Here is a 25,989-nt window from a genome sequence, read left to right on the forward strand (position 1 = left end):
AGCGGGGAGGAAACGAATTGAGAAGAAATCTACTATTTATTTTAGCTGTCTTGTTAATAAGCATTGCTGCTGGCTGTGGTGCTTCAGGAGAGAACGAAAAAAAGGTAATTACCCTTGGTGCAACAGTACCATATAGTGACATGCTTGAAAATGGGGTTAAACCCTATTTAGAGAAAAAGGGATATACAGTTGAAGTGAAAGAATTCAATGACTATGTGCAGCCGAATATTTCATTAAAAAGCGGATCATTGGATGCAAACCTTTTTCAGCATAAGGTGTATATGGATGCATTCGCGAAAGAAAATAATATGAAATTGTCCTCTGTTATTACAGTGCCGACAGCACCGATCGGCATCTATTCCAAGAAGTATAAATCTCTAAATGAAATCAAACCTGGAAGCACGGTCTCCCTGGCAAATGATCCTACTAACTTAGCGAGAGGTCTGACCGTTTTAAGAGATAATGGCTTAATAGAAATTAATAGCTCAGCTAACCCTCTAAAAGTATCAGAAAAAGATGTTACCAAAAATCCGAAGAGCCTAAAGTTCCAGCCAGTTGAAGCCGCCCAAACACCTAGGACACTAGATTCAGTAGATTTGGCAGCCGTTAACGGAAACTTTGCCATCTCATCAGGGCTGAATTTAAAAGATGCTCTTGTAAAGGACAAACTGCCTGAGGAGATTATTAATCGAATCGTTGTACTAGAAGAGAATAAAGACTCGAAATTGGCTAAAGATCTTAAAGCTGCAGTGGAATCAGAGGAATTTAGAAAAGTTATAGACAGTAAGTTTGAAGAATTTCATAAGCCTCAATGGATGAATAAATAAATGACAACAAAATAAAATATCTTGTCCAAAAGCCGTTACCAACTCTCTTAAACACTCATAGAATGTCTTATGTTATTTTAAGGGGGAGATCAAATTGAGTAATTGCCCGCATTGTGGCCTTTTTCGATACGATTTAAGCGGATGTATCTGCTCAGATCAAGACTATAATAGTGATTGGAACTCGAGATATATTGATGAAATCTTCAATAAAGACAACGGTCTTGTAAGAGGACAAAAAAAGGTAAGAAAACAAAAGAAACGACCAGGAATGTAGTAAAACATGGCTTATTCATACTTACTATAAATGAATTAGAGCTGACTTAAAGGTTTGTGAATGGCAAATCATAGGTCAGCTTTTTTGGATATAAAGAAAGAAGCAGAACCCAGAACGAAAAGGGTCTGCTCTTTTGTTAGTCACCTTCTTGGACGAAGTGGCGGTGCTGTATTCAGTTTTCTTACAATAGAAGAATATTGAACACTTTTTAGTTGGTTGGAGTCAGACTTAGAACCGTCAAGTTCTTTTAGGATAACCATATTAGACCCAATCTGCCCCTGTACTTTAAATCCCCAACGCTGAAAGACTTTGAGTGCGTCTGTGTTTTCTTCATCAACTGTGCCAAGAACCGTTCGGATGCCTTGTTCCATTAAATGCCTTTCAAAGGCCGGGAGAACAGAACTGGCTATCCCTTTCCCTTGATGCTTCGTATCTAAAACGACATAGTCAATATAGATCATCTGTCCGATTCTAAACCGATAGGAAACAAAACCAACGATCGTATTGTTATTATCGGATACAATTAAGACCTCATTAGCCATTCGTAAGATTAACTCAATAACTTCTTTACGGACTTGAAAATTATTAACTACCATATCAACCAATATCGGATCGTCTTTTCCAGGAACCCGTTTGCGAATATACAAATATATTCCCCCTTATACACTTTACGAAGGGAAGATATTGACGAAAAATAGAGAAAGATTTACTTGTGAACAAAATTTTTAGGTCAGTACAACGATACTATTTTTTAAAAAATCCCCCTTGCTTGTACTATATGTGGTTGTCCCATAAAGGGTATGGATATCTTCCTAATTCTTATTAAAAGGGCTAAAGGCCAAGGAGGGTCTGGAAACATAAGAAAGCCGGGGATTTCCCCGGCTTTATAGCACTAAATGCTATTCCCATTATGCTGTAGGTCTTTTTTTACATTTTTTTCTTTTTTTCTTAGGAGCAAGTAAGCACACAATAGACACCCCCCTCTATATGTGAACTTTTGAAAAGAGAACGAATTAACATCCTCTTTTCTACTATATCTTACGCATGCTTGTCTTAAATGCTTGGACAAATAAGGATTTTAGACAAAATGATCAAAAACAAAACACGGTTACAGCCAGTTGCATGAATTCGTTTATAATTAAGGATACTGCTTTGGGATAAGGAGAAGTTCGAAATGAACTATGTGAAGAACAACGTAAAACAAATATTTAAAGTGCTGGAGTATATCGAACAACATATAGATGAATCGTTAACTTTAGAGAAACTTGCAAGCATCTCCACCTATTCTCCTTTTCACTTTCAACGAATGTTCAAGAGCGTTATTGGTGAAACACCAGCTGCCTATGTAAAGAGATATCGTTTAGAAAATGCAGCTCACTTGCAAGTCTTCGTATAAAAGCACATGCAGAATTGCTATAGGGGATCATTTAATTATCTTTACATTGCTTGGCATGCTTCAAGGTTTAATGAATTAAAAGAAAGTAGAAGCTTATTCAATAGGCTTCTTTTTTATATAAAAAACCCACTGACATAATGGAGACCATTGCATCAGTGGGAAAAAATAACATTTTATTATCGGATACCCTTCATGAACTCTTGAATCTTAGGTGAGATCACGAATAAGAACAGAGATAGTAAGATAGCAACTCCGCCGATTGTACCGAAGTACATCATTTCTGTTTCAGCAGAATAGAACTTAACGATCTGTGCATTGATTGCTTGTGCAGCAGCACTAGATAGGAACCATAAGCTCATTGTTTGTGCTGAGAAAGCAGCTGGGGCAAGCTTAGTTGTTGCTGAAAGTCCAACAGGTGATAATAATAGTTCACCAATTACGACGATGAAGTAACTAAGAACAAGCCATAATGGATTTACTAGAGAATCTTCACCGCCAAAGTAAGCAGGAAGAAGGATAACAAGGAATGATAATCCAGCAAATAGCAAACTTAACGCAAATTTCTTTGGCACTGTCGGCTGACGGTCACCAAGCTTCACCCAGATCCAAGCGAACAACGGCGCTAATGCAATAATGAATAATGGGTTCAATGATTGGAACCAAGCTGGTGAAATCGTGATACCTGCAAATTCAAGGTCTGTACGCTTGTCTGCATATACAGCAAGAATGGTAGAACCTTGTTCTTGAATAGCCCAGAACATTACAGATGCAATAAATAACGGGATATATGCGATAATTCTTGAACGCTCAGTTGCCGTCGTTTTTGGGCTTCGGTACATCACGATAAAGTAGATTGTCGGGATTGTAATACCAAAAATACCAACAAGTGTAATGAAAACATCAAGTGTAAAGATTCCAGCAGGAATTGTAGTACCTAAGATCACAGCTAATACAACTACTGAGATTCCAACAATCAGAGATACCTTTTTCTTCTCAGCTGGAGATAATGGGTTAGGCACAAAAGTACCCGCAAGACCTAGATTTTTTTTCTTTGTAAGAACAAAGACGATCAGTCCTAAAAGCATACCTACAGCTGCAATAGCGAATCCTAGATGGAAGCTTGTTTTTGCAACTTCCCCTACAAGTAACGGGGAAAGGAATGCACCAAGGTTGATACCCATGTAGAAGATACTGAAACCAGCATCTCGACGATTATCTTCTGGTGCGTACATATCACCTACAACACTGGATACGTTAGGTTTAAGTAAGCCTGTCCCAATAACGATGAAGACCATTGAAACAAATAACATGGTCAGATTGCCCGGCAAGGACAATACGATATGACCGATCATAATTAAAATACCACCGTAGAATAGTGCTTTAGATGTACCAAAAACTCTGTCTGCTAACCAACCACCGATTACACCTGACATATATACGAGTGAACCATAAATGGACATGATGGCTAAAGCAGTGGACTGGTCAAGCCCTAAACCACCTTTTGAAACTTCATAGTACATGTAATAGATCAGGATTGCTCTCATTCCATAATAAGAAAAGCGCTCCCAAAACTCAGTGAAGAAAAGTGTGAATAGACCTTTAGGATGTCCAAAGAAGCCTTTTTGAGGCACACTATCCACAATTTTCTGTCTATTAATGTCTGACATGAGACAACCTCCTTTAGTTCATTAAATATAATACTTTGAAATATTTATTATTGTCAAAAGTTTTTGGCTTATCTATTATTACAGGTTCTCATACATTCGTAAATGGAAATTACAGCCTATATAAGCAAAATGAATTATAATCATGCAAAAACTGGTATATGAGAGTAAGAAATAAGACTTAGGGACAGTTTATATTTTGCAAAAAAGCGTACAAATATGAATGTATTGGAAATGCTATGATAACATTGAGGGAATGATAAGTTTTCAGTAGTATAGAAGAAGAAGTTTACAGGTTTTGAAAAGAGGTCTTTTTATGAACAAACATTCCATTTATGGATTAACAATCGATCAGTTAACAGCTTGGCTCCTTGAGCATGGACATAAACCATATCGCGCATCCCAGGTTTGGAGTTACTTATATAGAGAGCGAGTCACAAAATTCTCTGAGATGACCGACATCAAAGAAGATTGTATTCATTTATTAGAAGATAACTTTACAATCCAAACGCTTCGTCAACACGTAAAACAAGAAGCGTCTGACGGCACAATTAAATTTTTATTTAAACTGCAAGATGGCAACCTAATTGAGACTGTATTAATGAGGCATAAATACGGCTTGTCGGTTTGTGTTACTACTCAAGTAGGGTGTAATATAGGCTGCAGTTTCTGTGCAAGCGGGTTGTTGACTAAGACTCGTGATTTATCCAGCGGAGAGATCGTGGAGCAGATCATGAATGTACAACATCATTTGGATTTGGCTGGCAAAGGAGAAAACGTTAGTCATATCGTAGTGATGGGTATCGGGGAACCGTTTGATAATTTTGAGAACATGGTGGACTTTTTAAAGATTATGATCGATCAAAAAGGACTTGCTATTGGTTCGAGACACATTACGGTTTCTACAAGCGGGATTGTGAATAAGATTTACGAATTTGCAGATACAAACATCCCTGTGAATTTAGCGATTTCCTTGCATGCCCCAAACAATGAGCTGCGTACAAAAATTATGAAGATTAACCGCGCGTATCCTCTTGAAAAGTTAATAGATTCCATAAACTATTATATAGAGAAAACAAACCGTCGTATTACGATTGAATATATCTTATTAAAAGATGTTAACGATCACGTAGAAGAAGCGATACAACTAGCTGCGCTCTTTCAAGATAAAAAGAAAAAGCTCTATATTAACCTTATTCCGTACAACCCTGTTGATGAGCATAGTCAGTACCAGCGCAGTGATCAGGAATCAGTGCTCAGCTTTTATGACACACTTAAGAAAAATGAAATCAACTGTAAGATCCGTCAGGAACATGGTACAGATATTGATGCTGCTTGCGGACAGTTAAGAAGCAAACAGATCAAAAAGGATAAGAATAACTCAAATTCAATCAAACTTTAAAGCTTGAGACCGGTTAATGTGACCGGTCTTTTTTTCTGTTGACAACTGTAAATGAATTACATATGATGAGGGTAATCAATGGAAAGGATGGTGTGTTTGTGAGCGTTGTCGTTCTTAACTAAAACAAATCGGATACAGGTATACAGAAGAAAAAATGAAACGGTATGATCCGGTTTATTTGTTATGCTCTTTTGTTGCCGCCATTAGTTAAGAACAGCGGTCAGATACAAGCCATCATATTCATTCCTTTGATGCTGCCGGACTCTTCTTATGAGCCGTTTTTTTATGCAGTTTTATAGGGTGAAGTCTATCTATGAGGCAGAAATGACATGTTCATTTCTGTCTTTTTTTATTGGCACGTTCCTGGCCTCTGTTAAGAGGAGGGGATATAAAAAACATTCCATAATAAAACACGTTTTTTGGCAATAAAAAATTTGGAGGTAGATCCACTTGAATACACAAACCATAAATATGCTTGAATATAACAAGATAAAAGAAAATCTTGGCTCATATGCAATGAATTCAGCAACGAAAAAAATGATTGAGAAACTAGAACCTTCTTCAGATCTCTCTGTTATAAAATCGTGGATGCTTGACACTACTGAAGCAAAATTGATTCTCGAGAAAAGCGCTAGTGTTCCTATCGCTAATCTAAATGGTCTTGAACAGGTGCTGGACGTTCATAAAAAGGGCCTAAATCTTACAGCTGAGCAATTGACATTAATTTATGGGCTGCTCGAAAATGTCAGCAGAATGCAGCGTTATATGAAAGACAAAATCTATTTAGCACCGGCTGTATCCTCATATGCTTATTCCATGTTCGATCTTAGTGATCTAAAAGAGGAGATCTATCGGTGTATACGAAACGGTCAAGTAGATGATCATGCAAGCAAAGCTTTATCGAAAGTAAGAAAAAAGATCGCAGTGGCAGAAGAAAGAATTAAATCAAAGTTAGACAATATGATGAAATCAGCAGCTTATCGGGATATGCTTCAAGATTCAATCGTTTCGATGAGGGATGGCCGGTATGTGATACCAGTAAAAAGTAAATTTAAGCGAAATATTGATGGCCAGATTCTAGATAGCTCTTCCAGCGGAGCAACAGTTTACATGGAGCCGAATGATATACGTAAGCTGCAAACCGAAATCAGCGTGTTAAGAGCAGAAGAGGAGATCGAGATCTCTATCATCTTAGGGGTTTTAACTGGGATGGTTGCTGCATATGAAAGGGAATTACACGTTACGATCGAGGCGATGATTCATTATGACTATATCTTCGCGAAAGCAAAATACAGCAGAGTATTGGATGCTAGAGGTGTTGAGATAAACCAAGATAATGTTATTAGAATCATAAACGGAAAACATCCTCTGCTAGGTGAAAAGTGTGTTCCACTGAACTTTAACTTGGGTGAAGGATATCAATCCCTTGTCATTACAGGACCAAATACAGGTGGAAAAACAGTAGCAATCAAAACCGTGGGGCTTTTGACATTAATGGTTCAATCAGGAATGCATGTTCCAGTTGGAGAAGGAAGTCAATTTTCAGTATTTCGAGAACTTTTTGTTGATATTGGAGACGGTCAGAGCATAGAACAGTCCCTTAGTACGTTTTCATCCCATATGACCAACATTATCTCTATTATGAAGAAAGCTGGACCTCAAGACTTGATCATTTTAGATGAACTTGGCGCAGGAACTGATCCTTCAGAGGGAATGGGACTCGCTGTTGCAATTCTTGAAAAATTATATAGTCAGGGAAGTATGATTTTAGCTACCACTCATTATAGTGAGATAAAGGAATTTGCGGCAGCAACTCCTGGATTTGAAAATGGTTCCATGGAGTTTGATCTTGAAACACTTCAGCCCATGTACCGATTAATCATTGGTAAAGCAGGTAATAGCCAGGCATTTGCTATTGCATTGAAATTAGGAATGGATCAGGAAATCATCCACCGTGCACAAGTTGTCACCGATCAAAACGGTTATCCACATGTGGATAAAGCGAAGGAGTCAATATTGTCCACAATTGACCGTTCAGGACTTGAAAATTTAAGAGAAAAAGCAAAATCTCGTGTGAAAAAGCAGCAAGAAAAACCACGGAACAGCGAAGATATCCAAGAAGAAACATTTCAAGTTGGAGACAGAGTGTACTTATCAAGCTTAAAAACAGCAGGGATTATCTATGAATTAGAGAATAAACATGGAGAGTTTGGCGTTATGGTTGGGGAGAAAAAACACATGATCCACAAAAAACGTCTAAAGCTCCATATTCAAAGTAACATGCTGTATCCAGAAAACTATGACATGGACATTGTGTTTGAATCAAAAGAAAACCGAAAAAAAGATAAACTCATGAATAAACGTCATATCGAGGGGCTTTCGATTGAGCGTGAAATCGATTAAAGCGAGGGAGAGGAATGGCTAGTAAGCACGTTTATAAAACATTGACCTTAAAGGATTTATCCCCTGGGTTATTACAATCATTCATACGCTATCAAGAAACAAAACGGGTATGGTACGAAGACAATAATGAGTTTCAGGTGAAAGATGATTATTTTATTGATGATTGGTCTGAGGAGAAGAAAGAGAGTGTTATAGAAGCGTTGAGGCAGTGCATTACAGATGGTGGTGCAGTAATCGGTTCATTCGACGACGATGAGCTGGTAGGCTTTGCAAGTGTGGAAAGCATGCGTTTTGGCTCTGAGGATGAATATGTAGAGCTTTCTTATATTCATGTATCAGGTGGGCAAAGAGGTTTTGGAATTGGAAGCAATCTTTTTAAACGATGTTGTGAGGTAGCTAGGAGATTTGGCGCCAAGAAACTATACATCGCTGCCCATCCGTCGATTGAATCTCAAAACTTCTACAAGGCAGTAGGGTGTACGCCTGCTGTTGAGATCAATAGAGATATATGGGATAAAGAACGATTAGACATTCAGTTAGAGAAAGTGTTGTAAATACAAGAGAGACATCTATCAGGTGATAGATGTCTCTTTTTTGGGTTGTATAACTACATGCTCTATAGCGGCATTCTCTACATTTGCTCCAACCGAAACCGTTTTTGTGAAATAATGATCGCAGGTAAGGTTTTTTATCGTAATATCATCAGCCCGATGCGGACCTCCATATACCTTTATCGCAGGTCCTGCTGACGTAAAATCCCTCAAACTGACTTGATTTAACAGGACATTTCGTGCGCGATACTGAACCGCAATCATTGGATTTTCTTGATAATCGTAGAAGGGATCTCCGATAAGAGTAAAACCATTAATAATCACGTGATTATATCCAGATACGACAAGGCCACGTGGTGTTGAAGCCCTATAAAGCTCAGTAAATACAGGAGCAATCGCACATATATTTGTGGCAGAGATGTGATAAGCTGTTTTTGAAGCCGGGTCTATATCTTTGTGGTGCCCAATATGACGGAAGTTATAAGCTCGATTATCATTAACAGATAGATGACCAGCGATATGAACATTGGTAGCTGCAGAAGCATTGTGATGGGCTTTTATCTCGACGCCTCCAAAACAGCGGGCAGTGGAATTGTTCAAAAGCCACACATTATGGGATCCATCGTCAATTTCAATGCCATTTGAGTTTGAAAACCCCTTCTTATGTGATCTTCCGCTCGGGTCACACATGTGTGAATTCGAAATAAAGATATGTTCACTATGATGGGTAGTAATTCCATCGTCTCCAAAACCATAACCATTCAAGTTATCTAACCAGATGTATTTACTTCCTCCCCTTGAACGCGTTCCATCACCTAAATAGGTATAAACGGAAGAAGACACATCAAAACAATGAAGTCCCGGATTGATCGCCTCTAAATCCAGCATCCATCCATACGTAACGTTTGCGAATGTAAGACAGCTCGAGCGATTATTTCCTGCTGCTGTTTTTTCTTCATTCCCAAGCCTTTCAACGTTCCAGTCCAAAGTCATTCCTTTAATGGCTATATTTCGATTACCTCTTACATGATTCTTATTTGTGATGAGCCACTCACTCTTTGGAGATTGATCATGTAATTTTAAAGTTGTTTTCCCTTTTCCTTCCCCTAAAAGTACAGTCCAAGACGGAAGTTTAATGCCTTTTGTAACGTAAATCCCCTCTGGTATACGTACTATGACCTTTCCTCTCCCGATCGCTTTTCGGATTGCCTCAGTGTCATCGGTCATACCGTCACCGACAGCCCCAAAATCTTTTAGGTTTACTTCCTCTTTTATATGATCATATAAATTCACATATTGTTGATCCAGTTCGCATATCCAGTCAGGATATATATTTTCTTCATGATCCACTTTCCATTGTGTAGATTGTATAGCTTCGTATCGCACCCTTTTAATAAGAAAGCTTTTTGTCATGAATGTAAGCCAATTTATATTATTTTTCTGTTTGTTTATTTTACAAGTTTCATTAAATAGTTTTTCAGATATGGATAGTATATCTGTCATGGATGCCATGGGATGTTTAGTACTAATTTCGTTTATAAGGATTTTATTTTTCATAGGGTTATGTTTTTTATCTAATTGAATCAAAGGAAATTTCACCTCTTCTTTTGATTAAATGATAACTACTTTTCATATTACCCTATCTCAAATCATGTAATCAAAGTAGAATTTCATGAGTAGGGGAGGGTAAAAAAAAGCTGCACTACACATCGCAAACATTTTTGTTTACAAGTTTACAATTATGTTTACCTTTGTTTGCAGTGATGTTTGCAAGTTTACAAAACCGTTTGCATGTTGGTGTATAAGGGATTTTGACGATCTGATAGATTTGTTTGCGGTGTTGTTTACAAGTTTACAAATAATGTTTGCGTGTTTACATTTTTGTTAAAAGAAAAAATAGGCATTGTCTATTTAGAGTTAACCCTCTACTCTATTCATATAGCACCAAAATAAAAATTGAAAAAAGAAAGGATGTACACTAATGAGTAATTCTCGAATTGCAGCTGTTGATGTGGGTAACGATTCATTAAAAGGAATTTTCGGTACATTAGACTATGAATTAAACATTCCAAATGTCATTGCAAGAGATATTGAAGACCGTCCAGTAATAGGAATTGAAGAATTAGACAGCAAAGATCCATTAGAAGGCATACATATTAAAGTCCACTCCCCTGCCCTCAAAGAAAATAATGCGATTTACCGTGTTGGACAGCTAGCGACAAAAAGCGACAATTCTACAGAATTAGATCCAGGAAGCAGCAAATCAGAAGAAGATCAAACATTGATCATGTTATTTGCAGCTCTGGCATTAGACGCTGTAAGAGAAGAAAACGCAAAAACGTTTACAAAAAACAATAACGTAATCGATTCAAGCTACATCTTAGGTACTGGTTTGCCTCTTCGTGAAGTTAAAGAAGGCAAAGATGCTGGATACCGTTCTAAACTATTAGGATCCGTTCACCAAGTAGAGTTCCTCGTTACTCCAAAGTACCAAGGAATAAAAGTGAACTTGAAATTTGAAGAAGTAAAAGTATATCCGGAAGGTTTTGCGGCATTCATTAACCTTGTGATGGATAATGATCTAAACATCATTAACAAAGATCTAATCGACAAGCCGATCCTAATTCAAGATATTGGTGGTCTGTCTACAGATATTGCTGTTATTAAAAATAGAAATGTAGATGACGATAAAGCTCAAGGGTTTAACCTTGGTGTTTCGGAAGCATTGGAACAAATCAGAGAAGAGATCCGCTCTAAACACGGTGTAGAACTTGATAGCCGTCGTGATGTAGTAGATATTATTACGAAAAAAACAAACCGTAATCATATCATGGTGCGCGGAAGCCGTACTAGTGTACACGATATTACGGACCGTATTTTAGTAGATTTAGCTAAAAAGCAATACCGCCTGCTTCGTAATGTATGGCAGAAGAACTCCCAAACGGAAATCTGCTATTTTGTAGGTGGAGGATCTGCCGTATTAAAAGATTATATTAAAACTTTAAACAACAATCTCGATGGTTATAACATCGATTTCTTTGAAGATGAAAAAGAAAGCATCTGGATGATGGCAAACGCTTATTATAAGCTGATCTCTGATCACCTTAGAAGAACTGCACCAAAAGATAAAAAGAGCGAGGACAAAGAGAAAAAAGCCGTTAAAGCTTAAGTAGGGTGATGAAATGGACAAAAAAGCATCCAATGAAATAACAAGAGGGAAGACGATTGCATTTCGTATCCCCTCTGACACCCCTGATCACGTTCTAAAACAGCTTCAAAAGCTTAAGGAGACGGAGAGGCGCAATTTTTCGAGCAGAATCTCCGAGTTTGTCCTTCAAGGTGTTGGACAAAGCATCCAAAAGGACAGAGAGACCATAACGATTCCACTTCCGAAAAATCTTAGTAAAATGCAGCGTGACTGGCTGAAGCATGAGCATTCAGAAGCTTTATTAGGCAACATTATGTATCAGCTCATATCGAATCCAGTACGAACAGCATCTATACTGGCCGCTTTAAACAGCAACTCTACAGATATTGATCAAGCTCTTTATCTGCAGGAAGATCAACAAAATGATGAGGTGTCTTTAGAGAACCTTCACGACGATATTCCCTCTGAGCAAACCAACCATACAGATCACTTTGATGATGATGATTTAAGTCAATTTGATTGGAATACAGCAAAGCGGGAAGAAGAAGACGTAAAAGAAGAACCTCTAAGTCAAGAACAGGAAATGGAAGACTTACTCGGTGATTTCCTGGCACATATGAACAAATGACTTGAAACGCAGCTGATCGTCAGCTGCGTTTTCTTTTTAGAAAAAACTGTTTGCACGTATTCACTGTAGGGAAGGGTTTAAATGTAATGTCAAAATACATAAAGAGAGGAACAGTTGAATGAGTGATCAGAATCCCAAAAAAGTGAATGAAAACAGTAAAAACGATCAACTGGAACAATTTCGTGTAGATGACAAAGGCAGGAAGCTGACAACGAACCAAGGGCTTAAAGTAGCAGAAGATGAATTTTCATTAAAAGCGGGGGAACGGGGTCCAACGCTTATGGAGGATTTTCATTTTCGCGAAAAAATGACTCATTTTGACCATGAGCGCATTCCTGAGCGGATTGTACATGCACGCGGTTTTGCGGCTCATGGAGAATTTGAGCTATATGGATCACTTAAAGACTATACAAAAGCTAATTTCTTGCGAGATACGTCGAAGAAAACACCTGTGTTCGTACGCTTTTCAACGGTAGCAGGTTCACGTGGATCAGCTGAGACCGTGCGTGATGCCCGCGGTTTTGCAACGAAATTTTATACAGAGGAGGGCAATTATGATTTAGTGGGAAATAACATTCCTGTGTTTTTCATTCAAGATGCCATCAAGTTCCCTGATCTTGTTCATGCTTTAAAGCCTGAGCCGCATAACGAGATGCCGCAGGCGGCAAGTGCGCATGATACGTTTTGGGACTTTGTAGCAAATAATCAGGAATCCGCTCATATGGTCATGTGGGCTATGTCCGACCGCGCTATTCCACGCAGTTTTCGCATGATGGAAGGATTCGGTGTGCATACATTCAGGCTAGTGAACGATGAAGGGAAGGCTCATTTTGTTAAATTCCATTGGAAGCCAGTATTAGGTACTCATTCACTTGTGTGGGATGAAGCTCAAAAGATCTCAGGAAAAGATCCGGATTTCCATCGCAGAGATTTATGGGAGTCCATCGAAAATGGTGATTATCCAGAGTATGAATTAGGCCTTCAAATCATTGCGGAAGAAGATGAATTTAACTTTGACTTCGATATACTAGACCCTACAAAATTGTGGCCAGAAGAAGATGTACCCGTGAAACTGGTCGGCAAGATGACGCTGAATAGAAACGTGGACAACGTATTCGCTGAAACTGAGCAAGTTGCCTTTCATCCAGGTCATGTAGTACCGGGAATTGATTTTTCAAATGATCCATTGCTTCAGGGTCGATTATTTTCTTATACCGATACACAGTTATCACGGCTTGGAGGACCGAACTTTCACGAGCTTCCGATCAATCGTCCTGTCTGTCCATTCCATAACAATCAGCGTGACGGCATTTCAAGACATACCATTAACAAAGGTCAAGTGAGTTATCATAAGAACTCATTAGCGGCAAATACACCTTCACCTACGCCTGAAGAAGAAGGCGGGTATGTACACTATCAAGAAAAAGTCGAGGGCAGAAAAATCCGCAGCAGAAGTGAGAGTTTTAAGGATCATTTTTCTCAAGCAACACTTTTCTGGAATAGTATGAGTAAGCCTGAGAAAGAGCATCTCAAGAAGGCATTTAGTTTTGAACTCGGTAAGGTAAAAAGTAAATCAGTACAGCAGCAAGTGGTTGACATGTTTGCTAATGTGAGTTTAGAGCTTGCGACAGCATTTGCTGAAGCTATTGATGCTGTACCACCATCAGGTGAAGGTTCTGCAGCAACAAAGGCATCTCCTGCACTTAGTCAGCTAAATACGAACAAAAGTCCCCACACACGAAAAGTTGGCGTTATTGTGGGACAACGGGTTAGTGGTGAGGTTGCAGAGATTTTACAGGAGTTAAAAAGTAACGGAATTCAAGCAGAGTGCATTAGTGACAAGCTAGGAAAGAGAATCGCTGATAATGGATCTGAACTGGAGGTCATGCATACCTTCTTAACTGCATCTTCTGTTTTATTTGATGCCATTTATGTGGTCGGCGGAAACAGTGAGAACCCGATGTTCAAGAAGGAAGCCCTGTATTTCGTCAATGAGGCATTTTCACATTATAAGCCGATCGGAGCCACTCATGAAGGCGAGGAATGGCTGAGTGAGGCCCAAATAGTTGGTAATCCTGGTGTGATCAGTGGGGCAGGTAAAGATTTCGTACCGAGTTTCATTGAAGCTATTTCCTTTCATCGTCATTGGGACCGTAAGCTTGTTTAAAATAAAATTATGATTTTAGAACAGTGAATGTACGTTTACTGTTCTTTTTTGTGTCTAAAGAATGAAAAAAGAGAATTTATACAAACTAAATATGAATGATATAGAAAAAAAGGAGAAAGAGAATGAAGAAAAAAGTATTTAGTCTAATTATGGTTCTTGCTATAGCATTTCCGGTTTTTTTATCACCACTCTCTGCTCATGCTCAAACAAAAAGGGTACAAGGTCAATGTTATAGTCAAAATGCTATTAAGTTGTATTCTGAACAAAGAAGATTATGGAAAGATCATGTTTACTGGACAAGGAGCTATATCGTAAGTGCTCTTGAAGGTTTAAAAGATAAGGATGCTGTTCTAAAGCGATTACTCCAAAATCAAACTGATATTGGGAATTCGATCAAACCTTATTACGGGGATGGCGCTGGTAATCAGCTCGGCAAACTTTTAACAGAACATATTGTGATCGCAGGACAATTAGTGGATGCCCTAAAAAAGGGAGACAAGGTAAACGCCGATAAAATTAACAAAGAGTGGCACAGAAACGCTGATGACATTGCTAAATTCATGAGTAAAGCAAACCCAAACTGGTCTGAACAAGAAATAAAGGATATGTTTTATCTTCATTTGAAGTTATTAACAGATGAGGTTACTGCAAGATTTAAGAAAGATTGGGCAGGGGAAATTGTTGTATTCGATAAGAATAAAGACCATATGGTGATGTTAGCAGACGAGATTACAAACGGTATCATGAAGCAATTCCCCGATTCATTTAGAACCTCATAATACAACAAGAAAACCTCTCAAAATTGAGAGGTTTTTCATTGTATTTCCTTAGTTTTTCTCTTTTTGCTTCTCTTTTTCATCTATTGTTCCTTGATTGAATGCATCATTGATCTGTTCATGGACCTTCTCTAAATCTTTATCTGTATCTGATTGATTTTTCTTATTTGGTTCATAATTCTTTTCCGCTACTTTTTCTGATTGTTTTTGTTTATCACTCATAGATCGCTACCTCCTTAATGACGTTTAAATCGAAGGTCAGCAAATAGATGCTGATAGTATACATTTCCCTATCCTATCTCTTTAAAACATGATGAAAACAAAAAGAGCTTATCCCATATAGGATAAGCAATAAACATTAGAAGAAATCAAGAAAAGCTGCAGGCTTATTTGTAATAATCTGTTCAAATCGAACAACGTTTTCAGCATTACCTTTTATTTTTCCGCATTCAAATAAGAATGAGGGCTTTTGAGAACCTAAAAGGGCAACAGTTAATGTTTGAATATCCATAGAAAGTGTTTCTTCATCGCTTTCTGTTTCTCTTGTAATTTCGTTTTCCTTTATCGAATACGTACCATTGTTCCAATCCGCTTTTTCATCTGTAATGGATATTTTCATCGCCGGGTTATTTGGTTTGAAAGGGTACTGCTTTAAAAAACCTTCAACATCAACAATACGTGCCATGAAATAAGGATAATGTTCTTGGTGAATTCTAGGATTGCTGATGAGATATGGAAGCTGATCATTAGCTGGTGCTATTATTTTTACTTTGTCGACCATTGAATCATGCTGACAGATGAAATTCCATAAAGCACGGCGAGCGTCTTCTGATAGATAAATAAACTCTTGGACATCCATTGATCTATCAGATACTTTGCAGCATAGATAACCTTTTGGAGTACCTTCTTTGTCTTTGTAGATGATGCGGTCGTATCCTTCTGTAAAAACATGATTATCCCACCAATCATCTGTTCGGACTAAAAGATGGTTGTATGTATGAAACCATTCCTCATAAACCAAGTTTAATAGGTCGTTCCCGTCTTTCTTTTTAAGTCTGGATACGGTGCCTGGAAGATCTGGATAGCGGACTAGATCACTTTTTTCGAGTGTATACTTATTGACTGAAGCTGTAAGCTCCCAGCCGAATCGGCGATAGAACTGAATGTTGAACGGGTGCAGCAAGCTGATCGTCTGCCCTTTTTCCTTCATCGATAGAAGTGCTCGGTGTAGAAGGCGAGTTACAGAGCCCTTTCGTCTGTGCTCTGGCCATGTTGCTACCCCAGCAATTCCACCCATAGGAAAGCGCTGATTTTCAATATTGATCTCTAATGAGAGAATGTGAAGCTTCGAGAGCAAATCTTCATTTTCGAATTCACCCCAAATCTCTTGTTTCTTCATCATTTCATAACGTCTGGGCAGATCTTCTTCCTTCACTTTGTACTGAAAAGCATATTGTGAGAGCTGTAATGATTTTTCATACTCGGTTTCTGATAATTTTCTTATATCCATGATGAATGACCTCCCTTTATGTTTTTATTCTACAGTGTAGAATTAATAGTTGGAAAGTAATTCACTTATGTTCTGAAAAGCAAAAGATAAGAATGTTAACATATTTATATCAGGTGAAAAATATTGGATATTTATAAAAACTATCGAAATTATATTCATTTGGAGTTATAATTATAAACTGTTGTGCATAGACGCAACATTAAAGCGAGGATCAGATGCGAATTCATAAATTTATAAGCTTGACGGGTTTTTGTTCAAGGAGAGAAACAAAACGGCTACTTGAGAATGGACGTATTACGATAAATGGAGAGATATGCAATAAGGATACGATGGTAAATGAGGGAGATGTCGTCCTTATTGATGGACAGCCTATTCCTCACAAGTCTTCAGCTGCTTATATAGCTTTTAATAAGCCTGTTGGAATCACTAGTACATCTAATCCTGATATAGAAGGTAACATTCTAGAACTCGTGGATATACCTGAGCGGGTATTTGCAGTAGGACGTTTAGATAAAGCGTCTCAAGGCTTAATTCTTTTAACCAATGACGGAGAACTGGCAAATCGAATCTCACAGGCTGATTATGGACATGAAAAAGAGTATGAAGTAACGGTGGATCAGCCTGTAACAGACTTGTTTCTTCAAAAAATGGCTGAAGGTGTTCCGGTTTTAAACACGATAACCAAACCGGGGAAAACGAAGATAGTAAGCAAATATGTCTTTCGCATAACACTTACACAAGGATTAAACAGGCAAATTCGGCGGATGTGCAAGACACTTGGATATGAAGTTGAAAAGCTAGAACGCATACGCATCATGAATATACATCTTCATGCATTGAATGCTGGAAAATGGCGTTACCTTGAAGATGAAGAGCTTTCTGAACTTAAAAAGAGTTTAGGGGTTCAGTAGGAAGGAAAATTCATATAAAGCATGATAAAACATTTTACAAACTATAAGAGAGGCAGGGCATCATGGGATTACAGAAGCAACAGTATTATAACAGCCAGATCCAACAGAGCAGCATGATTAAATTTATCATTCCATCATTGATTGGTATTTTCTTATTTATGATTCCCATTTCATTTAAAGGGGAAATTACGATTCCCGTAGCGATTTTAGCGGGTATTTTACAAGATGTAATAGGGGAGTACATTCCTCAGATCATGACAGCTATTATTGCGATTACGGTCGTAGGGTCTTTAGGAACTTATTTTTTCAAACCTAAAGCGATCGTTAATCAACCATTTTTGAATACGCTGTTCAATGTAAATATCGTATGGCAATCGATTCGTCTCCTTGGACTTATTTTTGCAGTGATGACATTGTTCAAACTAGGACCTGAAGCCGTATGGTCAGAGAACACAGGACAGCTTTTGCTTTTTGATTTAATTCCGGTATTGTTCTCCGTGTTCTTGTTTGCTGGATTATTTTTACCTTTATTGTTTAACTTCGGATTGTTAGAACTTTGCGGAGCATTGCTCGTTAAAGTCATGCGCCCCGTGTTCAAATTGCCAGGACGTTCATCAATCGATTGTTTAGCTTCATGGCTTGGAGACGGAACGATTGGTGTTCTTTTAACGAACAAGCAGTACGAAGAGGGATACTATACGAAGCGTGAGGCAGCTGTAATCGGAACAACGTTTTCTGTCGTATCTATTACGTTCGCCATTGTTGTCCTTGCTCAAGTAGATTTGGCACATATGATTGTTCCTTACTATCTAACGGTTGTACTGGCTGGGCTCGTATGTGCGATTATTATTCCACGCATCCCGCCATTATCTAGAAAGCCGGATACGTATTATGAAGGCGCAAAAAATACGGTTGTAGACGAATTGATCCCTCGTGGAGAGACTCCGTTCAGTTTTGGTCTTAAAAAGGCGGTAGACCGCGCTGACCAAAACAAAAAAGCGGCACCATTAGTAAAAGAGGGCATTCAGAACGTACTCGATATGTGGATGGGTGTTGTGCCGATCGTAATGGCAATTGGAACATCTGCATTGATGGTAGCGGAATTCACGCCGTTCTTTACTTATCTTGGTGCACCATTTGTACCGATTCTAGAGCTTCTGCAAGTTCCTCAAGCATCAGAAGCGGCGCAGACGATAGTAATCGGTTTTGCTGACATGTTCCTTCCCTCTATTATTGGAGCGGGTATTGAAAGTGAATTAACACGATTTGTGATTGCCGCAATGTCTGTTATTCAATTGATCTACATGTCTGAGGTTGGCGGCCTGCTATTAGCATCTAAGGTGCCGGTTAACTTTAAAGATTTAGTGATTATCTTTTTCTTGCGTACGTTTATTTCCCTTCCGATCGTTGTAGGAATGGCGCATCTGTTGTTCTAATTCATTTTTAAATTAATAAAGGCTGTTTAGAGGACCCCCCCTAAACAGCCTTTTTATTTTATAGCAATTCTTGAATATGCTTCTCGATTGTTTCTGGTTTGTCCGTTGGTGCAAAGCGTTTTACAACACGTCCGTCACGGTCTACCAAGAACTTTGTAAAGTTCCACTTGATCGCTTTAGAACCTAAGATTCCTGGCGCTTCAGAAGCCAAGTATTTAAATAGAGGATGTGCATCGTCTCCATTGACGTTTAATTTGGCAAACATGGGAAAATTAACGCCATAATTCAACTCACAAAACTCCATGATTTCGCCACTAGTACCAGGCTCTTGTGCCCCGAACTGATTACAGGGAAACCCGAGAACAGAAAATCCTTTTTCTTTATGATTTTCGTAAAGAGATTGCAGCCCCTGATATTGGGGAGTAAAGCCGCACTTACTTGCGGTGTTAACGATTAAGAGTACGTCACCTTTATACTTATTAAGGCTTGTTTCTTCTCCTTTTATCGTATCCACTGAAAAATCGTATACTGACATTTTCCCAGCTCCTTATTTTTGTATTTTCTATAAGTTTAACGGTAAATGGAATGGCTTTCATCGAAAATGCTCTCAGTGGTAAAATAAGGAGAATTATAAAGGGGGATGGAAAAAATGGACGCAGTGTTTCATGTGGAACATCAAGTTTTTAACTATCGTGTGGCAGCCGTTATGATTAAGGATGGTCATGTTTTATTACACCGATCCAAAAAAGAAACTCATTGGTCTTTGCCGGGTGGAAGGGTAAAACTTGGTGAAGATGCGAAGGCAAGTTTACAGCGTGAAATGTTGGAAGAATTAGCTCTTCAAATCGAGGTAGATCGATATCTATGGACAGTCGAAAACTTTTTTACATATGCCGAGAAAGAGATTCATGAAGTTGGATTATACTTTAAAATAACAGCAAAAAATGCATTGCCGTTGCATGCTGGTAAAGAATTTACGGTATTAGAAGCAGAGCGCCTAGTCTTTAAGTGGATCCCTTTAAATCATTTACATGAGTATGTGATATATCCTGAGGTAATCAAGAATAAGCTCGTATCAAATTTACTCGAGCCAGATTATTTCCTAGTAAATGGCGACCTGCAAAACATATAAGGAAGAGGATTATAGATGCATCCAATCATTAAGAATTAAAATGTGAAATCTAAAGATCGTCCAGTTCTAATTATCAATCATCCTTTAGAATAAAAAGAAGTGGTGGATGCATTTGAAGCTGAGGTTCACCATGAGCCGCGGAGGAAGGATTTGAACCTGTTAGGCAAGTAGCGATTGATGAGGACTGGTCTGCTCTTCGGTTCAGGAAGCCGGAGAACATCAGGACAATGGTCCGAAAAAGTGCAGAAGGCAAGAAGCGAATAGAGAAATAAGGAGAGGCAGCGCTCGAGCTGCCTCTCTTTTTTACTTTTACGATGTCCACCCCATTCGAACAAAGTGGGGTTTTTTGTATTTGTGTGGGGTCAGACCCCAAGGCTGAGTCCGCACTACGCCTCAGGTCTTATTGGAAAATACAGCCGCGGCCAGTTTTGAGGAAAAGCGCATAGAGGTAAGCTAAAGATACGAAAGGAGGAAGCCACTATGAAAAAATTAGGCTTACTTGTAGTTGGAGGAATTGCTGCAATCGTGCTGATCGCAAACTTAGGTCCGATGGTCGGTCTTGCGATTGGTCTTGTGGTTATGTATTACGCATTTAAGAAAGCAATGGCTGCAGAAACCGGAGGGAAGAAATTCTGGTGGGGTGCTTTATCAGTTGTAGGTCTGTGTGTTTCTGTTGCAAACATCCCAGCGATCTTAGGAGCTGCAGCGATCTATGTTCTATACCTTGTCTATAAAAAATGGAATGGATCAGCATCTGTAGAAGAAAGCATTGATAATGATCCGTTCACCAATTTTGAAAGAGAATGGGCAAAACTTAAAAACAGCTAATCATAAATCAAAATGATAAACACATTTTAAAGGAGCGAATAAACATGAATTTATTTGAACGCATTAGAACCTCAATCTCAGCGGACGTTCACGAACTTTTAGATCAAAAAGAAGAAAAGAACCCGCTTTCCCTTCTAAACCAATATCTGAGACAATGTGAGCTTGAAGTGAATAAAGCAAGAAAGTTAGTTGAGCGTCAACAGCTATTAAGAGACCAATTTGCTCGTGAAACACAAGAAGCAGAAGCAAAAGCAGCAAAACGTGCACATCAGGCAGAACTAGCTCAACAAGCAAACGAAACAGAGCTTTATCAGTTCGCGAGCCAAGAAAAAGAGCAGCACGAAACGCGTGCAAGCAAGCTTAAGGAATCTACACTACAAGCAGATAAAGATCTTTCAGAGCTTGAACAAAAGTATGAGCAGATGAAGCATAAGCTAAAAGATATGCAAATCAAACGTATGGAACTAATGGGGCGTGAAAATGTAGCAAGAGCGCACCAAAAGATGGACCGTGTCATTGACCCATCAAACTCAATGAAGAAAACAGCATTCCGCTTTGATGAACTTGAGACCTACATGGATCGTTTAGAACAAAAAGTCAATGCTGATTATTATGCGAGTTCAATGGAAGCAAAGCTGGCTAAGCTAGAAAAAGAGTGGAAAAAAGAAGAAACACATACTACAGTTTAATTCCGTATGTGATACGATAAAAAGGTACGAGGCGCAAAATGCTGCGCCTTTTAGGCCGTTTAAGACAGAAAGTGAGTGAGTGCAGATGCTGAACATGAAAAGAAGTGATCTAATCAGTTGGGGGCTTTTAATAGCTTTTGTTTTAGTGTTATTAGAAGCCACGCTTAACGGAGAGGGGATATTATTCGCTCTTTTATTCAGCGCTGCACTCATGTTTTTTGGAAGAAAACGAATGCCGAAGCGATCCGGGAAAATCATGTTTTGGGTCGGTGTATTTATCGGTGTCATGAACATTTTAAGCATGTACACATTCAAGCTGCTGCTCGTAGCGATCATCATATACGTTATTGTTCAATTTTATCAATCAAAACAAAACCCTGTTTTTATTACTCCGCATGTGGATGCAAAAGATACTTCTTCACAAGAAGATGTATATAAGAAAGAGCCGCTCTTAAAAAATATGATTCTTGGGACCCAACAAACACCTGAACATGTGTATGAATGGAATGATATTAACATCCAATGCGGCCCTGGAGACACTATTATTGATTTGAATCAGACGATTCTGCCCGATGGAGAAGCGTTGATCATGATAAGGGGGTTTATCGGTAATATAACGGTATACGTTCCCTACGAAGTCGAAACTGCTGTCAGTCATTCTGTGTTTGTGGGAAATACGAAGGTTTTTGATCAGAATGAACCAAAAATGTTCAACCAGACACTGTCCTATCGAACAAAAGGGTATATGGAAGCTGAGAAAAAAGTAAAGATTGTAACCAGTTTGTTCGCAGGAAGTCTGGAGGTGAGGCGGGTATGAGTACGGTATTGCGCCACATGTTCACCGGCATAATGTCCGCTTTTTTTGTATCTCTTGTTTTAGGAGGAATTGTTTATACTTTATTTCCGATCGACGATTGGAACTTCTTATTAGAAGAAAGGCTGCTTGATATTCCTGCAGCGTTCGTTATACCTTTCTTGGTTTTTATAATTGGTGCATTCTTGGGCTTGAATTCAGGAGTCACCTCTCGAAAACAGCTAAACTTAATTAATCGGACATTAAAGTCGATTGAAGACGGCAGGCAAGTAGACATGAAAGAGGTTTCAAGTCTCGAGTTAAAGGCGATTACCAAAAGGATGGATGGCATACAGAAACAATTGGGCGAGAAGATTCGGCAGTCCCAAAAAATGGCGACTGAAAAAGCCGTTGACCAGGAAAAGAGAATTCAAGAAATTATTTCCCAAGAAAGAAATCGCCTGGCAAGAGAGCTGCATGATTCGGTGTCGCAGCAGCTTTTTGCAGCAAGTATGATCATGTCTGCGGTAAATGAAACACGTTCAGAATCGGATACTCGTGAATCTAAACAGCTAAAGCTTGTTGAAGAAACGATTCATCAGACACAGCTTGAGATGAGAGCCCTTCTCCTTCACCTTCGTCCTGCAGCATTGAACGGAAAATCCCTGCAAAAAGGAATGGAAGAACTGTTACAAGAGCTTCTTCAGAAAGTACCTATCGAGCTTAAATGGAAGATTGAAACGATACCTCTTGATAAAGGGGTAGAAGATCACCTGTTTCGTATTCTACAAGAATCCGTGTCTAATATTCTTAGGCATGCGCAGGCAAATAAAGCTCAAATCCTCCTAGTCCAACGAGAAGATCTTATTATTTTGCGCATTGAAGATGATGGTGTTGGTTTTAAGCTGGATCAAGAAAAAACAGGATCATATGGTCTTCGGAATATGCATGAGCGTGCAGCGGAAATTGGCGGGACACTTAAAATTGTGAGTTTGCCGGGTGAAGGAACACGGCTTGAAGTAAAGGTTCCAATTTTAACAACGGGAGAGGAAAAACCATGATCAAAGTATTATTAGTAGATGATCACGAAATGGTGCGGATAGGGGTTTCTGCATATCTTTCTGCACAGTCTGATATTGAAGTGACCAGTGAAGCAGAAAATGGAAAGGTAGCGGTAGAGAAGGCACTTGCGCTTAAGCCAGACATTATTTTAATGGACCTTGTGATGGACGAAATGGACGGCATTGAAGCTACACGTCAGATCACCAGTTCTTGGCCGGAAGCAAAAATCATTGTCGTTACGAGTTTTCTCGATGATGAGAAGGTATACCCTGCATTAGAGGCAGGTGCGTCCAGTTATATGTTAAAAACGTCTAAAGCAAGTGATATTGCACAGGCCGTTCGAGATACCTATCATGGGAAGTCCGTTCTGGAACCTGAAGTGACAGGGAAAATGATGAGTAAAATGAGACAAAAACAAACGCGCGAGCCACATGAAGAGCTGACTGCGCGCGAGATGGAAATCTTATTATTGATGACAAAAGGGAAGACCAATCAGGAAATCGCCGACGAGCTCTTTATTGCTTTAAAAACAGTTAAAGTACATGTCAGCAATATTTTGAGTAAATTGGATGTACAGGACCGTACACAAGCGGTTATTTACGCGTTTAATCATTCACTGGTGTAAGGAGTGATCTTTACTCAGCCTTCACCGTAATATGTTGATACGTATTAAAATCAAACAGGCCTAAGTCTGTCAGCTTGATCTCTGGAATGACAGGCAGTGTTAAGAAAGATAGAGTGAGGAACGGATCAAAGTCACCGTTAAATCCAATCCTTTTTAATTTACTCTTTAACTGGATGATTTCTTCGTTTACTTGTATAAAAGGTTTATCTGACATTAATCCTGAGATCGGGAGCGGTACGGAAGCTAGCTCCTTTCCGTCTTTAACGATCACATATCCGCCCTGCATTCTTTGGATGGCATCTACTGCAGCAAGCATATCTTCGTCATTTGTACCGGCTACAACAAGATTGTGAGAATCGTGAGCCACAGTTGAAGCGATGGCACCACTTTTTAGCATAAGCCCCTTTACCACACCAAGGCCAATATTTCCGGTTTGCCTATGGCGCTCGATAACAGCCATTTTTAACAAATCATCTGAGGTAGAGGGAGTAAAACTGCCGTTTGCTGCTTTTGCTGGTAACACCTTCTTTTTTGTTACAAGCTGATTAGGAATAATCTCAATAACATGAATAGGATCTTTGTCATTTATGGAGATAGCGAGTTCTTCTGCGCTGGTCTCCGTCATGTTAACGGATGTCAGCAATTGAATCGGAGGCTTCGCGAATTCACTCGTTTGTCCTGTGTATTCACCGTTCTTCGCAACTGATTTTCCATCAACAAATACCTCAGAAATAGAAACAGATTCTAATTCATCGAGCAAAAGAAAGTCCGCTTTATATCCCGGTGAGATCGCCCCTTTTTCATGCAAACGATAACATTCAGCTGCATTTAAGGTTGCCATTTGAATCGCTTGAAGCGGAGAAACCCCTTCTGAGATCGCAAGCCTTACATTGTGGTCTACACTTCCTTCTGACACCAGGTCGTCGAGATGCTTATCATCTGTACAAAATAAAAAGCGGCGTGCATTATTCGGTGTTACCGCTCTAATAAGAGCTTTAAGATTTTTTGCAACAGATCCTTCTCGAATTAAGACATACATACCCCGGCGAATACGATCGAGTGCTTCTTCCACTGTTGTACATTCATGATCTGTCGTAATAAGAGAAGAACGATACACGTTTATTCCCTTAGCGTCCAGTCCGGCTGCGTGTCCATCGATTACCCCATGATGAGAAGCTGCTGAGACAATTTTACTTAGCATACCTTCATCACCTTTCATAACAGCCGGAAAATCCATAACTTCTGCTAAGCCAAGTACCCGTGGATGTTTATAGAACGGCTCGAGGTCAGCCGCTTTTAACGCGGCTCCTGAATTTTCAAAGGGTGTTGCGGGAACTGATGAAGGAAGCATCACTCGAACGTCCAGCGGGAGTCCTTCAGATTGATCTAGCATGAATGAGATTCCCTCAGCCCCAGATACGTTTCCGATCTCATGAGGATCAGTGATAACGGTTGTTACACCATGAGCGAGCAAGACTTTGCTGAATTCAGAAGGAGTCACCATTGAAGATTCAATATGGACATGACCGTCTATAAAAGCGGGGGCAATAAATTTCCCCTCTGCATCTATTGTTTCATAACCCTTAAACTCTCCGATTCCAGCAAAATGACCGTCAACGATTGCAATATCTCCTTCGATCACCTCAAGATTGAACACATCGATGATTTTTCCGTTCTTTACTACGAGGTCTGCTGGAACTCTTCCTGTACTTACATCAATTCGTTTCTTTAATGGATCTAGATTCATACACGATCTCCTTTAAGCAA

At 39.1% G+C, this 25,989-nt stretch carries 26 protein-coding genes and 1 pseudogene; 20 read left to right on the forward strand and 7 right to left on the reverse strand.

The window, feature by feature from the left end; all coding sequences use genetic code 11:
- Window positions 1–17: 17 nt before the first annotated feature.
- Window positions 18–827: a MetQ/NlpA family ABC transporter substrate-binding protein gene (locus IEV52_RS00290; RefSeq protein WP_188400548.1), complete on the forward strand. Its 810-nt coding sequence runs from the start codon at window positions 18–20 to the stop codon at window positions 825–827.
- Window positions 828–921: 94 nt separating this feature from the next.
- Window positions 922–1,101 (forward strand): hypothetical protein, encoded by a 180-nt coding sequence (locus IEV52_RS00295; protein ID WP_188400549.1) that lies wholly within the window; start codon window positions 922–924, stop codon window positions 1,099–1,101.
- 140 nt (window positions 1,102–1,241) lie between these two features.
- On the opposite strand, the gene IEV52_RS00300 is transcribed toward IEV52_RS00295, so the two are convergent.
- On the reverse strand, window positions 1,242–1,748 hold the full coding sequence (locus IEV52_RS00300) for a GNAT family N-acetyltransferase (protein WP_188400550.1): 507 nt from the start codon (window positions 1,746–1,748) through the stop codon (window positions 1,242–1,244).
- A gap of 527 nt (window positions 1,749–2,275) precedes the next feature.
- On the opposite strand from IEV52_RS00300, the gene IEV52_RS00305 reads away from it, so the two are divergent.
- Entirely contained in the window at window positions 2,276–2,497 is a 222-nt protein-coding gene (locus tag IEV52_RS00305) for an AraC family transcriptional regulator (protein WP_188400551.1), read from the forward strand.
- Between the two features lie 176 nt (window positions 2,498–2,673).
- Here the strand turns inward: IEV52_RS00305 and IEV52_RS00310 are convergent, their stop codons facing one another.
- Window positions 2,674–4,164, reverse strand: a complete 1,491-nt coding sequence (locus IEV52_RS00310) for a peptide MFS transporter (RefSeq protein ID WP_188400552.1) — start codon at window positions 4,162–4,164, stop codon at window positions 2,674–2,676.
- A gap of 313 nt (window positions 4,165–4,477) precedes the next feature.
- Here IEV52_RS00310 and rlmN point away from each other — a divergent pair, with 313 nt between their 5' ends.
- The 4 genes from rlmN to IEV52_RS00325 all read left to right on the forward strand — a co-directional run bounded on the left by rlmN (window position 4,478) and on the right by IEV52_RS00325 (window position 8,520).
- A complete protein-coding gene (gene rlmN / locus IEV52_RS00315) occupies window positions 4,478–5,563 on the forward strand; it encodes a dual-specificity RNA methyltransferase RlmN (RefSeq protein ID WP_188400553.1) in 1,086 nt (361 codons plus the stop codon).
- 164 nt (window positions 5,564–5,727) lie between these two features.
- The gene (locus IEV52_RS22490) at window positions 5,728–5,862 is read left to right on the forward strand and encodes a hypothetical protein (RefSeq protein WP_268234740.1); all 135 of its coding nucleotides are present in this window, start codon (window positions 5,728–5,730) and stop codon (window positions 5,860–5,862) included.
- Window positions 5,863–6,013: 151 nt separating this feature from the next.
- Window positions 6,014–7,966, forward strand: a complete 1,953-nt coding sequence (locus tag IEV52_RS00320) for an endonuclease MutS2 (RefSeq protein ID WP_188400554.1) — start codon at window positions 6,014–6,016, stop codon at window positions 7,964–7,966.
- 14 nt (window positions 7,967–7,980) lie between these two features.
- Window positions 7,981–8,520 carry a GNAT family N-acetyltransferase gene (locus tag IEV52_RS00325; RefSeq protein WP_188400555.1) on the forward strand — a complete coding sequence of 180 codons (540 nt, stop codon included), beginning with the start codon at window positions 7,981–7,983 and terminating at the stop codon, window positions 8,518–8,520.
- An 18-nt stretch (window positions 8,521–8,538) separates the two neighbouring features.
- On the opposite strand, the gene IEV52_RS00330 is transcribed toward IEV52_RS00325, so the two are convergent.
- Window positions 8,539–10,104 carry a glycosyl hydrolase family 28-related protein gene (locus IEV52_RS00330; protein WP_188400556.1) on the reverse strand — a complete coding sequence of 522 codons (1,566 nt, stop codon included), beginning with the start codon at window positions 10,102–10,104 and terminating at the stop codon, window positions 8,539–8,541.
- A gap of 394 nt (window positions 10,105–10,498) precedes the next feature.
- On the opposite strand from IEV52_RS00330, the gene IEV52_RS00335 reads away from it, so the two are divergent.
- The 4 genes from IEV52_RS00335 to IEV52_RS00350 all read left to right on the forward strand — a co-directional run bounded on the left by IEV52_RS00335 (window position 10,499) and on the right by IEV52_RS00350 (window position 15,239).
- Entirely contained in the window at window positions 10,499–11,686 is a 1,188-nt protein-coding gene (locus tag IEV52_RS00335) for a ParM/StbA family protein (protein WP_188400557.1), read from the forward strand.
- A gap of 13 nt (window positions 11,687–11,699) precedes the next feature.
- A complete protein-coding gene (locus IEV52_RS00340) occupies window positions 11,700–12,293 on the forward strand; it encodes a hypothetical protein (RefSeq protein ID WP_188400558.1) in 594 nt (197 codons plus the stop codon).
- Window positions 12,294–12,411: 118 nt separating this feature from the next.
- Window positions 12,412–14,460, forward strand: coding sequence for a catalase (locus IEV52_RS00345; protein WP_188400559.1), 2,049 nt, complete (start codon window positions 12,412–12,414; stop codon window positions 14,458–14,460).
- A 122-nt stretch (window positions 14,461–14,582) separates the two neighbouring features.
- Entirely contained in the window at window positions 14,583–15,239 is a 657-nt protein-coding gene (locus IEV52_RS00350; protein ID WP_188400560.1) for a glycosyltransferase, read from the forward strand.
- Between the two features lie 48 nt (window positions 15,240–15,287).
- On the opposite strand, the gene IEV52_RS00355 is transcribed toward IEV52_RS00350, so the two are convergent.
- Entirely contained in the window at window positions 15,288–15,458 is a 171-nt protein-coding gene (locus IEV52_RS00355) for a DUF4025 domain-containing protein (RefSeq protein ID WP_188400561.1), read from the reverse strand.
- 136 nt (window positions 15,459–15,594) lie between these two features.
- Complete coding sequence (locus IEV52_RS00360) at window positions 15,595–16,746, reverse strand: GNAT family N-acetyltransferase (RefSeq protein ID WP_188400562.1); 1,152 nt, start codon at window positions 16,744–16,746, stop codon at window positions 15,595–15,597.
- Between the two features lie 215 nt (window positions 16,747–16,961).
- Between IEV52_RS00360 and IEV52_RS00365 the strand changes: the two genes are divergently transcribed.
- A complete protein-coding gene (locus IEV52_RS00365; RefSeq protein WP_188400563.1) occupies window positions 16,962–17,657 on the forward strand; it encodes a pseudouridine synthase in 696 nt (231 codons plus the stop codon).
- Between the two features lie 62 nt (window positions 17,658–17,719).
- Entirely contained in the window at window positions 17,720–19,093 is a 1,374-nt protein-coding gene (locus tag IEV52_RS00370; RefSeq protein WP_188400564.1) for a YjiH family protein, read from the forward strand.
- A gap of 58 nt (window positions 19,094–19,151) precedes the next feature.
- On the opposite strand, the gene IEV52_RS00375 is transcribed toward IEV52_RS00370, so the two are convergent.
- The gene (locus IEV52_RS00375; protein ID WP_188400565.1) at window positions 19,152–19,628 is read right to left on the reverse strand and encodes a glutathione peroxidase; all 477 of its coding nucleotides are present in this window, start codon (window positions 19,626–19,628) and stop codon (window positions 19,152–19,154) included.
- A 114-nt stretch (window positions 19,629–19,742) separates the two neighbouring features.
- Here IEV52_RS00375 and IEV52_RS00380 point away from each other — a divergent pair, with 114 nt between their 5' ends.
- From IEV52_RS00380 to IEV52_RS00410, 7 genes and pseudogenes are all read left to right on the forward strand, one after another.
- Window positions 19,743–20,225, forward strand: a complete 483-nt coding sequence (locus tag IEV52_RS00380) for an NUDIX hydrolase (RefSeq protein WP_188400566.1) — start codon at window positions 19,743–19,745, stop codon at window positions 20,223–20,225.
- Window positions 20,226–20,362: 137 nt separating this feature from the next.
- Window positions 20,363–20,497 (forward strand): annotated as a pseudogene (locus IEV52_RS22710) (DUF3052 domain-containing protein); the annotation flags it as partial.
- A gap of 208 nt (window positions 20,498–20,705) precedes the next feature.
- Window positions 20,706–21,053 carry a lmo0954 family membrane protein gene (locus IEV52_RS00390; RefSeq protein WP_188400568.1) on the forward strand — a complete coding sequence of 116 codons (348 nt, stop codon included), beginning with the start codon at window positions 20,706–20,708 and terminating at the stop codon, window positions 21,051–21,053.
- Window positions 21,054–21,097: 44 nt separating this feature from the next.
- Entirely contained in the window at window positions 21,098–21,742 is a 645-nt protein-coding gene (locus IEV52_RS00395) for a PspA/IM30 family protein (RefSeq protein WP_188400569.1), read from the forward strand.
- Between the two features lie 85 nt (window positions 21,743–21,827).
- On the forward strand, window positions 21,828–22,559 hold the full coding sequence (liaF, locus tag IEV52_RS00400; protein WP_188400570.1) for a cell wall-active antibiotics response protein LiaF: 732 nt from the start codon (window positions 21,828–21,830) through the stop codon (window positions 22,557–22,559).
- Window positions 22,556–23,596: a sensor histidine kinase gene (locus tag IEV52_RS00405; RefSeq protein ID WP_188400571.1), complete on the forward strand. Its 1,041-nt coding sequence runs from the start codon at window positions 22,556–22,558 to the stop codon at window positions 23,594–23,596. The genes liaF and IEV52_RS00405 overlap by 4 nt, the downstream gene beginning before the upstream one ends.
- Complete coding sequence (locus tag IEV52_RS00410) at window positions 23,593–24,222, forward strand: response regulator transcription factor (protein WP_188400572.1); 630 nt, start codon at window positions 23,593–23,595, stop codon at window positions 24,220–24,222. Before IEV52_RS00405 ends, IEV52_RS00410 begins: the two co-directional genes overlap by 4 nt.
- Window positions 24,223–24,232: 10 nt before the next feature.
- Here IEV52_RS00410 and ade read toward each other — a convergent pair whose 3' ends face one another.
- Window positions 24,233–25,969 carry an adenine deaminase gene (gene ade / locus IEV52_RS00415; RefSeq protein WP_188400573.1) on the reverse strand — a complete coding sequence of 579 codons (1,737 nt, stop codon included), beginning with the start codon at window positions 25,967–25,969 and terminating at the stop codon, window positions 24,233–24,235.
- Between the last annotated feature and the right edge of the window lie 20 nt (window positions 25,970–25,989).

This window comes from Fictibacillus barbaricus, assembly GCF_014635025.1.
Taxonomy (GTDB): Bacteria; Bacillota; Bacilli; order Bacillales; family Fictibacillaceae; genus Fictibacillus; species Fictibacillus barbaricus.